This window comes from Bradyrhizobium sp. A5 (assembly GCF_042076515.1).
GTDB lineage: Bacteria > Pseudomonadota > Alphaproteobacteria > Rhizobiales > Xanthobacteraceae > Bradyrhizobium > Bradyrhizobium cosmicum.
Map to the genome: position 1 here is coordinate 4,261,464 of NZ_CP148990.1, position 13,877 is coordinate 4,275,340.

A 13,877-nucleotide genomic window follows, 5' to 3' on the forward strand; every position below is an offset into this window, starting at 1 on the left:
AACCTCGACAAACCTTTATCGAGATGAGTCGCCGCTAACCGCAGCTTGTTCAAGAGCCGCCGTAGGGTGGGCAAAGCGAAGCGTGCCCACCATTGCCGCCCGATATCTGCAGAAGTGGTGGGCACGGCGCAAGTGCGCCTTTGCCCCCCCTACGAGACCGAATTCACCGCAGCTTGTTCAACAGCGCCATCAGCGTCTCGCGCTCCTTAGGCTCGAGCGGCGCCAGCGTCTCACGGGTAATCGCAAGCGCATTCGGCGCAGCCTTCTCCGCAAGCTGCTGACCGGCCCGCGTCAGGCTGACCAGCAGCCGCCGTCCGTCCTCGGGATCCTGGCTGGTCTCGGTGAGGCCGCGCGCCGTCAGCCGGTCAATCACGCCCTTGATGGTCGCGACATCCATCGCCGTCAGCCGGCCCAGCTGGTTCTGCGAGCAGGCACCCGTCTCGGCAAGTTTCGACAGCGCCGCCCACTGCGTCGGCGTGATGTTGGTACCGATATCGCGCGAGAAGATCGAGCTATGGCGCTGCCAGACCTGGCGCAGGATGAAGCCGACCTGCTCGTCGAGCACGTAAGACGACTTGTTGGACGATTTGGCCAGCTTGACGCCCTTCTTCACCGCGACGCTTCTCGCCATCCGTTCCCCGCCCCTCACAACGACAGATGCGCGTCGCGGATATCCGGACGCGCGTCGAGCTCGGCCATGGTGCCGCCGAAACAGATGCGGCCGCGCTCGATGATATAGGCGCGATCGGAGATCAGCCGCGCGAAGTGCAAATTCTGCTCGGAGACGACGATGCTGACACCTTCCTTCTTCATGGTCAGGATGGCATCGACCATCTGCTCCACGATCTTGGGCGACAGGCCTTCCGAGGGCTCGTCGAGCAGCACCAGCGACGGATTGCCCATCAGCGTGCGCGCGATCGTCAGCATTTGCTGCTCGCCGCCGCTCATGCGGCCGCCCGGACGGTTTTTCATCTCTCCGAGATTTGGAAACAGCGCGAACAGCTTTTCGCGGGTCCAGTGTGGCGCGTTCGGGCGCTTCGGCTGACGGCCGACTTCGAGATTCTCCTCCACCGTCAGATCGGTGAAGATGCGCCGCTCCTCGGGCACGTAGCCGAGCCCATCGCGCACGATCTCATGCGTTGGCCGCGCCGAGACATCCTTGCCCTCGAACATGATGCGCCCGGTGCGCTGCGCGACGAGGCCGACGATCGAACGGAACGTCGTCGACTTGCCGGCACCGTTGCGGCCCAGGAGCGCCACCACCTCGCCCTCGCCGACCTCGAAGCCGATGTCGAACAGGATATGCGCCGGACCGTAATGGCTGTTGAGGTCCTGCACCGTGAGCTTCATGCGGAGGCTCCCTCGCGATGCCCGGCCTCGTAGAGCAGGCCCTCGCCGAGATAGACCGCCTGAACCTGCGGATTGCCGCGGACCTCGGCCGGCGAGCCCTCGGCAATCAAGGTGCCGCGATTGAGCACGATGATACGGTCGGCATGTTCGAACACCACGTCCATGTCGTGCTCGGTGAACAGCACGCCGATCGATTTCTCCCGCGCGATTTGAGCGGTCAGACGCATCAGCTCGACGCGCTCGCGCGGCGCCATGCCGGCGGTCGGCTCGTCCATCAGCAGAAGTTTCGGCTGGTTGGCGAGCGCCACCGCGAGCTCGAGCCGCTTGAGATCGCCATAGGCGAGCTCGCCGCAGGGACGATCCGCATAGCCGCCCATGCCGACCAGTTCGAGCAGGCGTCCGGCCTCGCCGCGATCGTAGTTCGGCGCCGAGCCCCAGAGGTTGAACAATTGCCTGCCGTGCGAGACCAGCGCGACCTGCACGTTCTCGCGCACCGTCATGGTGGCGAAGGTCGCGGTGATCTGGAAGGTGCGCCCGACGCCGAGCCGCCAGATCTCGCGCGGCTTCTTGCCGGTGGTCTCTTCGCCAAGAAGGCGGACGTGGCCGGAATCCGGCCGGTTCTGGCCGTTGAGCATGTCGAAGCAGGTGCTCTTGCCGGCGCCGTTCGGGCCGATCAGCGCGAGGATTTCGCCTGATCTCAGCGAGAACGACACGCCGCGCACGGCGTGGATGCCGCCATAGGATTTGGTCAGGCCTTCGACCGCGAGAAGTGGGGGTGCGACGCTCATTCGGCGGACTCGATCGGCTTGGCAATGAGGGGCGATCCCGGCGGCGATGCCTTCCTGCGGCGCTGCGCCAGCATCTCCAGCATGCCGACGATGCCTTTTGGGAAAACCACGACGATCAACACGATGAAGCCGCCGAGCACGAGCTTCGAAAGATCGGTCTGGCTGACCAGCCAGATGTTGAGGGCCTTGTAGACGATGGCGCCGATCACCGCCCCCGACACCGTCTCGACGCCGCCGAGCAGCACCATGACCAGCGCATCGACGGAGAGCGAGATACCGAGATTGTCCGGGAAGACGCTGCCCTTGAGGTAGGCGAACAGTGCGCCGCCGATGCCGGCGGTGGTGCCTGCGATCACGAAGGCCGTCCACTGGATGCGCTTGGCGTTGATGCCGATCGCCTCGCTGCGCAGAAGCGAATCACGCGTGGCCCGGAGCGCATAGCCGAACGGCGAGAAGACCATGGCGCGCAACGCGATGGTGACGAGCGCCGCTACGCCGAGCGCCAGCCAGTAGAAATTCGACGGGCTCGCCGCCCATTTTTCCGGCCAGATGCTCAAAATGCCGTTGTCGCCGCCTGTCACGCTCACCCACTGGAACGCGATCGACCAGACGATCTGCGCGAAAGCGAGCGTCAACATCGCAAAATAGACACCGGAGAGCTGCACGGCGAAGAAGCCGAATACGGCGGCCCCCATGCAGCCGAGCAGCGGGCCGAGCAACAGGCACACGATCATCGGCAGCCCCGCCATCTTGGCGAGGAAGGCGACGCCGTACGCGCCGAGACCGAAATAGGCGGCGTGCCCGAACGAGGCGAGCCCGCCAACCGACATCAGGAAGTGCAGGCTGACGGCGAAGATCACGAAGATTGCGATCTCGGAGCCGACGGTCAGCGCATAGTTGCCGGCGAACAGCGGCAAGGTCGCCGCGATGACGAGCGCTGCCAGCGCCGCCAACCGCTCGTTCGACGTCAACGGCCGCCACGGATTGACGGTGAGCCCCGGCGTCTTGCGCGCAGGCGCCTCGGGCTTGCCGAACAGGCCCCAGGGGCGGACGATCAGCACCGCCGCCATCACCAGGAAGACCAGGATGATGGAAATCTTCGGGAAGATCAGGATGCCGAACGCGTTGAGCTCGGAGACCAGCACCGCCGCGACGAAGGCGCCGACGATACTGCCGAGGCCGCCGATCACGACCACGACGAAGACTTCGACGATGATGCGCAAATCCATCGCATGATGCACGGCATCGCGCGGGATCTGGAGCGCGCCGCCGAGGGCGGCGAGGAAGACGCCGACCGCGAACACGCTGGTGAACAGCCATTTCTGATTGACGCCAAGCGCTGCGACCATGTCGCGGTCCTGCGTCGCCGCGCGCACCAGCACGCCCCAGCGGGTCCGCTGGAACAGCAGCCAGAGGATCCCGAGCACGACGGGGCCGAGCACGATCAGGAACAGATCGTAGCTCGGGATGTTCTGGCCGAAGAAATCGACCGCGCCACGGAAGCCCGGCGCACGGCGGCCGACGAGATCGTCGGGACCCCAGACCAGCACGACGAGGTCCTCGACCATCAAGGTCAGGCCGAAGGTCGCGAGCAGCTGGAATAGTTCCGGCGCGTGATAGATGCGGCGGAGCAGCACCATTTCGACAAGCACGCCGATCAGCGCCACGGCGAGCGCCGCCAGCACGATCCCGCCCCAGAAGCCGAAGGTGCCGGCGAGGCGCTCCGTCAGCGTGAAGGCGATGTAGGCGCCGATCATGTAGAAGGCGCCATGCGCGAAATTCACGATCCGCGTCACGCCAAAGATGATCGACAGGCCCGAGGCCACCAGAAACAGCGACGCTGCGCTGGCGAGGCCGGTCAGAAACTGTACGACATAAAAGGCCATCGGCGGTCCGGGTTGGGTTTCAGATCACCTCGCCCCGCTTGCGGGGAGAGGTCGAATTTGCGCAACGCGCAAATTCGGGTGAGACGGAGTCGCCGCGAGTTCGATGGTCACCTCCCTCGCGGAGGCTCCCCCTCACCCCCAACCCTCTCCCCGCAAGCGGGGAGAGGGAGAAGAAAGAGATCAATCCTTCGGACGCAGCTTCGCGACTTCGGCGTCGCTCGGCAGATAGTCCGAGCCCTTCTTGTAGACGGAATCCACCATCACGCCCTTGCCGTCCTTCAGCGCGGTCTTGCCGACATAGGCACCGAGCGTCGACTGGTGGTCGATCTTGCGGAAGGTGATCTCACCGAGCGGGGACGGCATCGACAGCCCTTCCGCCGCGGCGATCAGTTTCTCCGGATCGGTCGAGCCGGCCTTCGTCAGGATCGCAGCCGCCGACTTGATGGTCTGGTAGCCGACGATCGAGCCGAGGCGCGGATAGTCGTTGTACTTGGCCTGATAGGCCTTCAGGAACGCGTCGTGCTCGGGCGTCTTGATCGAGTACCAGGGATAGCCGGTGACGATCCAGCCCTCGGGGGTCTCGTCCTTGAGCGGGTCAAGATATTCGGGCTCGCCGGTCAGGAACGACACGACCTCGCGCCCCTTGAACAGGCCGCGGGTGTTGCCTTCACGCACGAGCTTCACAAGGTCGGCGCCGAAGGTGACGTTGAGGATCGCTTCCGGGTTCGCGGCGGCAACAGCCTGCACCACCGGACCCGCGTCGATCTTGCCCTGCGGCGGCCACTGCTCGTCGACCCACTGGATGTCGGGGCGCTTTTCCGACATCAGCTTCTTGAATACCGACACCGCCGACTGGCCGTACTCGTAGTTCGGCGCGATCGTCGCCCAGCGCTTTGCGGGCAACTTCGCGGCAGCTTCCACCAGCATCGCCGCCTGCATGTAGTTGGAGGGCCGCAGGCGGAAGGTGTATTTGTTGCCCTTCGACCAGGTGACAGCGTCCGTTAGCGGCTCGGCCGCGAGGAAGAACACCTTCTTCTGGTTGGCGAAGTCGCTGACGGCGAGGCCGATGTTCGACAGGAACGTGCCCGCCAGCATCGCCACGCCCTCGCTTGACACGAGCTCGTTGGCCGCGGTCTGCGCGTCGGCCGGCTTGCCGCCGTCGTCCTTGGAGATGACGACGAGCTTCTTGCCGTTGATGCCGCCGGCCGCGTTGATCTCTTCGACCGCGAGCTGCCAGCCCTTGCGATAGGGCTCGGTGAAGGCCGGCAACAGCGAGTAGCTGTTGATCTCGCCGATCTTGATGTCCTGCGCCATGGCCGAATGAGCCATGCCGCCCGCCAGAAGCGCGAAGGCCGCGCCGACGAAATGATTTCTTGCTCGCATCCCAACCTCCAGTTTTGAACTCTCTACGTTTTCAGCGCGATGATGTCGGAGAAGCCGTGCCCGCTATCTCAGACCGTCTTCACCCTTGACCTCGGCAACCGTCAGCCCGCCGACGCGCGGCAGCGGGCGGCCGCTGTCGGTGACGGCGACTGCGACCATGATCTCGTTGGCGCGCGGCGCATCGTTGATCTGCACCTCCATGCCGTCGAAATGGCTGCGCACGAAGGCGGCGTCCTTGTGGCCAAGCGGAATATCCAGCGTCGTGCCGGGACCGCTGCGCTTCTTCGACGACGGGATCAGCGCGGCGCCCTTGCCCAGCACCTTGCGCACCGGCGCGCCCATCTTGGGGTGCAGGATCGCAGCCGCGTGTTCCAGCTCGCCATTCTCGCCGACGGCCGCTGCCTTGCCGTAGCTCTGCGCCTTCGAACCGTCGATGCCGAGCGCCGCCACCGCGCGCTTCGACAGGAGTTCGCCAAGCTCCTCGCCGATCGCGATCAACGGCGAGAGATCCTCGACATATTTTCCAGCGAAGGGATTTTCGATCACCGCGATTGCCGCGGCGCGACGGGTCGGCGGCGAGACCTGGCGACCCATCTCCATCTGCGTTTCTTCGACGACGGTGACGATCTTGCGGATGATCGCGCTCATGACTGTTTCCCTTGGTCTCTTCCCTGCTCAGGCATGAACCGCGTTCTCCAGTACCAGCGGGCGCGATCTCTGCCGTTCAATATCTTTCGGTCCGATGACAAGCATATCACCACAAAGCTGCAACACGGCACCCTCGATCAATCCGCGATCGAATAATTGCCGTGCACATTCCGCGCCAGATTCCAGCGCTGCTGCGATCTCGGTCTGCGACAATTCACCGACATCGCGGGTCACCAGACGTGCGCCGAGATCGCTGTCAGGCTGAAGCGCATTCGCAGGCTTCCGGATGATGGCGGGATGCCCTGGCAGATCGACCGCATTGGCGATGATCGTGGCCGCCGCATCGGCCTGCGACGCCGTCGCGGCCAGCACCGTCACCGCGTCGGCGATGCCGAACGAAAAACTGCGGCCGTGGCGCCCGCTGGTCGCGATGCCGCGCGTTCGGTCGTCCGAATCGATCCGTATCCTCCGCATCACGCAGTCGCGGTCCGGCCGATCCATCAGACCGACCGAGAAGTGCTCGCCTGCGCCGAGGTGCAGCGCGATGTCGCCACCATTGTTGACATAGGCCTGATCGAGCATCGCAACGTCAATCATGGCACCCAGAACTTCCTCGGCTACGCTGCCCGCCACCGCAGCCATCGGCGTGATGAAGCAATTGGAAGCATGAGGCCTGACAGCAGCATGCATCCGACGCGCCACCAGGCCCGTCAGCGAAGTCCGCCCCTCAGCCGCCTTCCGCAGTTCCGTCAACTCCGCACAAAGCTCGTCGAGCAGGCCGGTGAAACGGCGCGCCGCCGCCTCATACGCAGCCCGCACCTCGTCCGCACGCCCCCTCGTCTCGACGATCAGATCAATCGGGCCATCCTGCAAATGCAGCCGCCGGCCATCAGACAGGAATGCGATCTGCGGGAGCCTGGTCATGCCCGCGGCCCCGGAATCGGGTTCTGCCAGGGCAGCTGGCGGACATCATCGCCGTTCTTCACCTCGGAGAGCGGCTTGACGTAGTCCATGTGCCCGCCGAGCGCGGCGTAGTCGGACAACTTCATCGTGAACTCGATCGGCGCGACCAGCGCCGGCGTCGGCACGTAGCCGAACGCGCCCGCCGGCATCTGCGTCACGTCGACCATGTAGGTGATGCCGCCGCCCGGCCAGACATAAACAGGAGCGCCGCCGCTGGTGACGCGCGTCAGCGCGTCCTTCACCGAACGCGTCAGCCGCACCGGATTGTCGGTGACCCCGGCGCGCAAGGAGCCGCCCGCGCCCGCCATGAACAGCACCGTGCACAGGGCCGGCTCGCAATTCTCCTGGATGCGCTCGACCGAAAACTTCAGGTCGGCAGGCATCTCGGTTTCGACCGGCTTCAGGGCCTCGTCGAGCACGTAGTAGGACGAATGTTCGCCAGTCGTGGACACCATCAGCATCGAGAGACCGGGTTTGGCCTCCTTCACGTCGAACGGCCCTAGAATCGACAGTGGATCGGAGATGTTGGTGCCCCCCCAGCCGGTGCCGGATCTGCGACCTGGAAATAGCGGCCAGGGGTCGAGCGGCGCCCCTTCATCTTGATGCCGGTGTCGGCAATGTCGAGCAGCTTGCCGGCCTGGTGCTCGCTCAGCACGCCGGTGATGTGGTCGTCGACCACGACGACCTCGTCGACCTTGCCGTGCCACTGCTTTGCAAACATGCCGATCGTCGCCGAGCCGCAGCCGACGCGCATGCGCTCTTCTTTCATGCCGTTGACAATCGGCGGCTGGCCGGCCTGCACCACCACGCTCGCGCCGCCGTCGATGGTGAGCTCAACCGCCTTGCAATTGGCGAGATCCATCAGCGTGTCGCAGGTGACGCGGCCCTCCTTCTTGGAGCCGCCGGTGAGATGATGCACGCCGCCGAGCGACAGCATCTGCGAGCCGTATTCGCTGGTCGTGACGTGGCCGACCGCCTCGCCCTGCGCACGGACGGTCGCGGTCTCGGGGCCGAGATAGCGGTCGGTGTCGATCTTCACCTTGACGCCGCAATAGGAGAAGATGCCTTCGGTGACCACCGTCACCATGTCGACGCCGTCGACCTCCGCGGAGACGATGAACGGCGCTGGCTTGTAGTCGGGATAAGTCGTGCCCGCGCCGATCGCCGTCACGAAGGTCGAGGGCTCATGGACGATCTTGCCGTCCCAATCTTCGGTGCGGCTGAACGGGACGAGCTTGCCGCCATGCGAGACGGTGCGCTCCAGGATCACATGCGGATCGACGCGGACGAGCTTGCCGTCGTGATTGGCGTAGCGATCGCAGGCGCCCGCGGCGCCCGGCTTGATGTAGCACATCACCGGACAGGCATCGCAGCGGATCTTCTCGGCAACAGCGCTCGTCGTTTCCATCACCATGTCAAAGCCAGCGGGCACCGCAGTTATCATTCGTATACGAACGATGGTGCGCGTGCTCCCGAAGGCTGTCAAGCGGCGGTGCAGCGCAAAAGATGCGCCTGCCGCATAAAACCTCATTTGCCTATCCGCCCTGTCCACAAAGCGGGCAATCGCGCTGCACCGCGGCAAGCCGACTTGCACGTTTGTGTACAAACGGTATCGTCACGACTTGGATTTTGAGCGATTTGGATTCTTTGCGATCGCGTGATCGCGGGGCTTGGGAACGAGGATGATTCAGACACCGATCCGCCTCACCGTGAACGGCAGGATCCACGACGTCACGGCAGCGCCGCAGACGCCGCTGCTCTACGTGCTGCGCAACGATCTCGGGCTCAACGGTCCGAAATACGGCTGTGGCTTGGGTGAATGCGGCACCTGCACTGTCCTGATCGACGGCGTGGCCGCACGCTCCTGCGTGATTCCGATCGCCGGTTGCGCCGGCCGCGACATCGTGACGCTCGAAGGCCTCGGCACGCGCGACAAGCCTGATGTCGTGCAGCAGGCCTTCATCGACGAACAGGCAGCGCAATGCGGCTACTGCCTCAATGGCATGATCATGACCACCAAGGCGCTGCTCGCGATCAATCCGCAGCCGACCGAGCAGGAGGCGCTTGCTGCGCTGCGCTACAATCTCTGCCGCTGCGGCACGCATGTCGAAATCCTGCGCGCGGTGATGCGCGCGTCGGGCCAGTTCGCCGGAGCCGGTGATTGATGACCTCGCCCCTCTCGAGCGGAGCTGAGCGGCAACCGGGTTCGCTCGTCGTCCTCCGCACAATTGACGAATGCACATCCGAAACTTTCGTCCGGATCACCGCCGACGGTTCGGTTACGGCCTATAACGGCCATGTCGATCTCGGCACCGGCATCCGCACCGCGCTCGGCCAGATCGTCGCCGAAGAGTTGGATGTGTCCTTTGCCCGCGTCGTCGTGGTGCTCGGCGACACCGCATTGGTTCCCAATCAGGGCGCGACGATCGCCAGCGAAACCATCCAGATCACCGCCGTTCCCCTGCGAAAGGCCGCCGCTCAAGCCCGCCATTTCCTGATCGCTCGCGCAGCAGAATGGCTGGAGCTGCCGGCTGCCGACTTGCGGATCGAGGACGGCCTCGTGCGCGGGCACGACAACCGCAGCGTCAGCTATGGCGAGTTGATCGGCGACGAGACGATCCGGCTCGAACTGACCGAAGACGTCGCCGTCAAGCCCGTCGGCGACTACGCCATCGTCGGCCAGTCGATGCCGCGCGTCGACCTCCCCGCCAAGGCCACGGGCGAACTGACCTTCGTGCACGATGTCCGGGTTTCAGGCATGCTGCACGGCCGCGTGGTGCGTCCGCCCTATGCCGGCGTCGATGCCGGACCGTTCGTCGGCACCAGCCTGATCTCGGTCGGCCAGTCGTCGGTGCGCGACATCCCCGGCCTCATCGCCGTCGTGCACATTGGCGATTTCGTCGGCGTGGTCGCCGAACGCGAGGAACATGCGATCCGCGCGGCGGAGCAGCTCGCGGTTAGCTGGCGGCCGACGCCTGCACTCACCGACCTCGCCGATGTCGAGACCGCGCTGCGCGCCAATCCCTCGACGCCGCGCACGCTGATCAACAAGGGCGACGTCGACGCCGCAATCGCCAGCGCAGCCAAGCCGATGCAGCGCACTTACGTCTGGCCGTACCAGATGCACGCGTCGATCGGCCCGTCCTGCGCGGTCGCCGATTTTAGGGACGGCAATATCCGCGTCTGGTCCGGCACCCAGAACCCACACGTGCTGCGCGGCGATCTCGCGCTGCTGATCGAGCGTCCCGAGAGCGAAATCGAGGTCATCCGGCTGGAGGCCGCTGGATGCTACGGCCGCAACTGCGCCGATGACGTCACCGCCGATGCGCTGCTGCTCTCACGCGCCGTCGGCCGGCCCGTACGCGTGCAGCTGACGCGCGAGCAGGAGCACGCCTGGGAGCCCAAGGGCACCGCACAGCTCATCGACGTCAATGGCGGCCTCGACGCCGACGGCGGCATCGCGGCTTACGATCTCGCCACGCGCTACCCTTCGAATGCCGCGCCGACGCTTGCGCTCCTGCTCACCGGTCGCGTTTCGCCCGAACCCGCGGTGCTGCAGATGGGCGACCGCACCGCGATCCCGCCATACGACTACGACAACATGCGCGTTGTTGCGCATGACATGGCGCCGATCGTGCGCGCGTCCTGGTTTCGCGGCGTCTCAGCGCTGCCGAACACCTTTGCGCATGAATCCTATATCGACGAGGCCGCAACCGAGGCCGGCGTCGACCCCATCGAATACCGCCTGCGCTATCTGAAAGACCAGCGCGCGGTCGATCTCGTCAACGCGGTCGCCGAGCGCGCGGGCTGGACGCCACGACCGGTTCGCGAGGAAAGAGACGGCGAGATCGTGCACGGTCGCGGCTTTGCCTATGCGCTCTACGTCCACAGCAAGTTTCCCGGCTACGGCGCGGCGTGGTCGGCCTGGGTCGCGGACGTCGCGGTCAACAAGACCACCGGAGACGTCAGCGTCACCCGCGTGGTCGCCGGGCAGGATTCCGGCCTGATGATCAATCCGGACGGCGTGCGCCACCAGATCCACGGCAACGTCATCCAGTCCACCAGCCGCGCACTGATGGAGGAGGTCTCGTTCGAGCGCGGCGCGGTGGCGGCGCGGGAATGGGGCGCCTATCCGATCATCCCTTTCCCCGACGTGCCCAAGATCGACGTCCTGATGCTGCCGCGGCCGGACCAGCCGCCGCTCGGCGTCGGCGAGTCCGCGTCGGTGCCGAGCGCGGCGGCGATTGCCAATGCGATCTTCGATGCCACCGGCGTGCGCTTTCGCGAGCCACCATTTACACCGGAGCGTATTCTGAGGGGACTGCACGGCGAAACATCGCCTGAGGCGCAAGCCCTGCCCGCACCAGCTGCGGCGGCGCCGTCGCGCATCTGGGAAAGTCCGTTCGCCAAGCGCGCCGGCATCTTTGCAACAATTGCGGCCATCTGCACCGCCGCGATCGGCATTGGCGCAGCTCTCATGCCCGGCCGCGCCATCGCACCGATCGCCCGCCCTGATGCGTCGGTCTATTCCGCCGCGACCATCGCCCGCGGCCAGCAGCTTGCCGCGCTCGGCAATTGCGCCGAGTGCCACACCAGCCTCACGGGCGCGCTCAACGCCGGCGGCCGCGCGCTGGAGACGCCGTTCGGCACGATCTACAGCACCAACATCACGCCCGATGTCGAGACCGGCATCGGCGCCTGGTCCTATCCCGCCTTCGAGCGCGCGATGCGCGACGGGTTGCATCGCGACGGGCGGCAGCTTTATCCCGCCTTCCCCTACCCACACTTTGTCAGGACTGGCGATGCCGACATGCAGGCGATCTACGCCTACCTGATGGCGCAGCCTGCGGTGCGGGCGACCGCGCCGGCGAATGCGCTCGCCTTCCCGTTCAATCTGCGCCCGCTGCTTGCCGGCTGGAATGCGCTGTTCCACGACACGAAAGAGTTCAAGCCCGATCCCGCCAAATCCGAGACCTGGAATCGCGGCGCCTATCTCGTCGAGAGCCTCGGCCATTGCAGCGCCTGCCATTCGCCGCGCAATGCGCTCGGCGCCGAGCAGCGTAACGCCTATCTCGCCGGCGGCTTTGCCGAGGGCTGGGAGGCGCCGCCGCTGACCTCGCTCTCGCACGCGCCGATCCCGTGGAGCGAGGACGAGTTGTTCACCTACTTGCGCACCGGCCATTCGCGCTATCACGGCGTCGCCGCCGGTCCGATGGCGCCGATCGTTAGGGATCTCAAGGCCCTGCCCGATCATGATATCCGCGCAATGGCGGTCTATCTCAACTCGTTCAACGCCACGGCGACCGAGACACGGGACGCGCTTGCGGCACGTCTGGAAAGCGCAACGCAAGTCGCCACCGCCGCCTCCACCGGCGCACGCCTCTACCAGGGCGCCTGCGCCGTCTGCCATGAGGTCGGCGGCCTGCCGCTGTTCGGCAGTCGGCCCTCGCTCGCGCTCAACAGCAGCCTGCACAGCGCAAAAGCGGACAATCTCGTGCAGGTGATCCTGCACGGCATTGCCGATCCGGTCTCCAGCGATCTCGGCTACATGCCCGCTTTCAGGAACAGCATGAGCGACGCGCAAGTCGAGGAGCTCGTCACCTTCCTGCGCAAGCAGTTCGCGCCCGACAAGCCGGCATGGACCGGTGTGCGCGAGACGATCGCGCGCGTGCGGACTTCAAGCCGTTAATCGTGCTTCTTCACTTCCACCGGCGGCGTGCCGTGAGTGTGGAACGACTCGATCGTCTTCAACCCCCAGGCCTGGCCCTTCTTGCGCTCCTCTTCGGTCCACACGATCGGCTTCCAGTCGGGCGCGAGGATGAGGCGCGCACCGGCATTGGCGACTTCGACGCGGTTGCCGCCGGGCTCGTAGACATAGAGGAAGAAGGTCTGCTGGATCGCGTGCTTGTGCGGGCCGGTCTCGATGTGGATGCCGTTCTCCAGAAAAATGTCGGCAGCGCGCAAAATCTCCTCGCGGCTGTCGAGCGCATAGGTGACGTGATGGAAGCGTCCGGGCACGCCTGAATGGTCGAGCGAATAGGCGAAGTCGTAGCTCTTGTTCGACATCGTCAGCCACATCGCCGCTTCCCTTCCGTTATTGAGCACGATCTGCTCGGTGAGGCGGCAGCCAAGGTAATTCTGGAAGAACTCGCGATTGGCCTTGATGTCGACGGCGAGGCAGTTGAGATGGTCGAGACGGCGGACATTGACGCCGCGTGCGGGAAAGCGCTGCGCCTGGTTCTTCAGCGCAGGTTTCAGCTCCGGCGGTGCCTGGTACCATTCGGTCTCGTAATAGAGCTCGACGATGTGACCGTCAGGATCGCGGCAGCGGAAGGTCGGCCCCTGCCCCATGTCGCCGTCGATCCAGCCGATGTCGAAGCCGGAGCCCTTGAGCGCGGCGACGCGCCGCTCGAGCGCCTGCTGGCTGCGCGCGCGCAGCGCCATGTGCTCCATGCCCGACGTCTTCGAGGCCGTGAGCTTGAGCGAATAGCGCTCGTAATCGTCCCAGCCGCGCAGGTAAACGGATTCACCCTTCTGCCCGCTCACGGTCATGCCCATGACGTCGACGAAGAATTTCAGGCTCTCGTCCGGCTTCGGCGTCAGCAGTTCCATGTGACCGAGATGGGCGAGATCGAGGATCGGTTCGGGCTGCATGGTCTCCTCCAGGGCGTGGCGATCCGCTGGACCGGATCGCACATTCGGACGCAGAGCCGCGATCGGCTCATGCGTCCGGGGCGGCCCGAGGCCGCGGGGTAATTTGTACTAATGTACAAATGATTAGGTCCCGTCAACAAACTCCTGTGACCGGGCTTACCGGGACACCGCTCGATCCGTTGCGCCACATCTCACGCGCCGCGCG

Annotated in this window: 10 protein-coding genes and 1 pseudogene; 2 read left to right on the forward strand and 9 right to left on the reverse strand. The window is 65.3% G+C overall.

What is annotated here, in order from left to right:
• Positions 1-163 precede the first annotated feature (163 nt).
• From WHZ77_RS20570 to WHZ77_RS20605, 8 genes and pseudogenes are all read right to left on the reverse strand, one after another.
• Positions 164-631 carry a MarR family winged helix-turn-helix transcriptional regulator gene (locus WHZ77_RS20570; protein ID WP_375309608.1) on the reverse strand — a complete coding sequence of 156 codons (468 nt, stop codon included), beginning with the start codon at positions 629-631 and terminating at the stop codon, positions 164-166.
• Between the two features lie 14 nt (positions 632-645).
• Positions 646-1,350, reverse strand: coding sequence for an ABC transporter ATP-binding protein (locus WHZ77_RS20575; RefSeq protein ID WP_130362273.1), 705 nt, complete (start codon positions 1,348-1,350; stop codon positions 646-648).
• On the reverse strand, positions 1,347-2,138 hold the full coding sequence (locus WHZ77_RS20580; protein WP_375309609.1) for an ABC transporter ATP-binding protein: 792 nt from the start codon (positions 2,136-2,138) through the stop codon (positions 1,347-1,349). Before WHZ77_RS20580 ends, WHZ77_RS20575 begins: the two co-directional genes overlap by 4 nt.
• Positions 2,135-4,024: an ABC transporter permease gene (locus tag WHZ77_RS20585; RefSeq protein WP_375309610.1), complete on the reverse strand. Its 1,890-nt coding sequence runs from the start codon at positions 4,022-4,024 to the stop codon at positions 2,135-2,137. Before WHZ77_RS20585 ends, WHZ77_RS20580 begins: the two co-directional genes overlap by 4 nt.
• A gap of 180 nt (positions 4,025-4,204) precedes the next feature.
• A complete protein-coding gene (locus WHZ77_RS20590) occupies positions 4,205-5,407 on the reverse strand; it encodes an ABC transporter substrate-binding protein (RefSeq protein ID WP_375309611.1) in 1,203 nt (400 codons plus the stop codon).
• A 63-nt stretch (positions 5,408-5,470) separates the two neighbouring features.
• Positions 5,471-6,055 carry an amino acid synthesis family protein gene (locus WHZ77_RS20595; protein WP_015686892.1) on the reverse strand — a complete coding sequence of 195 codons (585 nt, stop codon included), beginning with the start codon at positions 6,053-6,055 and terminating at the stop codon, positions 5,471-5,473.
• A gap of 27 nt (positions 6,056-6,082) precedes the next feature.
• Entirely contained in the window at positions 6,083-6,979 is an 897-nt protein-coding gene (locus tag WHZ77_RS20600; protein ID WP_375309612.1) for a UPF0280 family protein, read from the reverse strand.
• Positions 6,976-8,432 (reverse strand): annotated as a pseudogene (locus WHZ77_RS20605) (6-hydroxynicotinate reductase). The gene WHZ77_RS20600 and the pseudogene WHZ77_RS20605 overlap by 4 nt, the downstream one beginning before the upstream one ends.
• A 268-nt stretch (positions 8,433-8,700) precedes the next feature.
• On the opposite strand from WHZ77_RS20605, the gene WHZ77_RS20610 reads away from it, so the two are divergent.
• Both WHZ77_RS20610 and WHZ77_RS20615 read left to right on the forward strand, forming a co-directional pair.
• Entirely contained in the window at positions 8,701-9,183 is a 483-nt protein-coding gene (locus WHZ77_RS20610; RefSeq protein ID WP_375309613.1) for a (2Fe-2S)-binding protein, read from the forward strand.
• A complete protein-coding gene (locus WHZ77_RS20615) occupies positions 9,183-12,707 on the forward strand; it encodes a molybdopterin cofactor-binding domain-containing protein (RefSeq protein ID WP_375309614.1) in 3,525 nt (1,174 codons plus the stop codon). The genes WHZ77_RS20610 and WHZ77_RS20615 overlap by 1 nt, the downstream gene beginning before the upstream one ends.
• Here WHZ77_RS20615 and WHZ77_RS20620 read toward each other — a convergent pair.
• On the reverse strand, positions 12,704-13,672 hold the full coding sequence (locus WHZ77_RS20620) for a catechol 2,3-dioxygenase (RefSeq protein ID WP_375309615.1): 969 nt from the start codon (positions 13,670-13,672) through the stop codon (positions 12,704-12,706). The two genes, WHZ77_RS20615 and WHZ77_RS20620, sit on opposite strands and share 4 nt — an antisense overlap.
• Positions 13,673-13,877 lie beyond the last annotated feature (205 nt).